The organism is Parafrankia sp. Ea1.12, from assembly GCF_900465275.1.
Classification (GTDB): domain Bacteria; phylum Actinomycetota; class Actinomycetes; order Frankiales; family Frankiaceae; genus Parafrankia; species Parafrankia soli.
The window spans coordinates 1-380 of record NZ_UBIZ01000542.1 but is presented as its reverse complement, the minus strand read 5'-3'; the positions used below and the strand labels follow the sequence as shown (position 1 = coordinate 380).

At 70.0% G+C, this 380-nt stretch carries 1 pseudogene; it reads left to right on the top strand.

The annotated features are described in order from the left end of the window. A pseudogene (locus FMEAI12_RS30955) lies at positions 1 to 380 on the top strand (helix-turn-helix domain-containing protein); the annotation flags it as partial.

Here is a 380-nt window from a genome sequence, read left to right as displayed (position 1 = left end):
CGCCGCACTGATCCGACTCCTGCCCAGAGCGCTGCGGGCGCACCGGCTGGTCGCGCCCGGCACCGTTCTGCGGTGGCACCGCCGCCTGGTCACACGGAAGTGGACCCACCCGCAGCGGACGGGAGGGCCACCGATCAGCCAGGAGATCGCCGCGCTGATCGAGCGGCTTGCGACCGAGAACACGACGTGGGGCTACCAGCGGATCCAGGGCGAGCTCCTCAAGCTCGGCCACCGGGTGAGCGCATCCACGATCCGCCGGGTCCTGACGTCCCTGGGGCTCCCCCAGCTCCGAAACGGCAGACCGACACCACATGGCGACAGTTCCTGCGTACGCAGGCGTCGACGATGCTGGCCGTGGACTTTTTCCACGTGGACTGCGC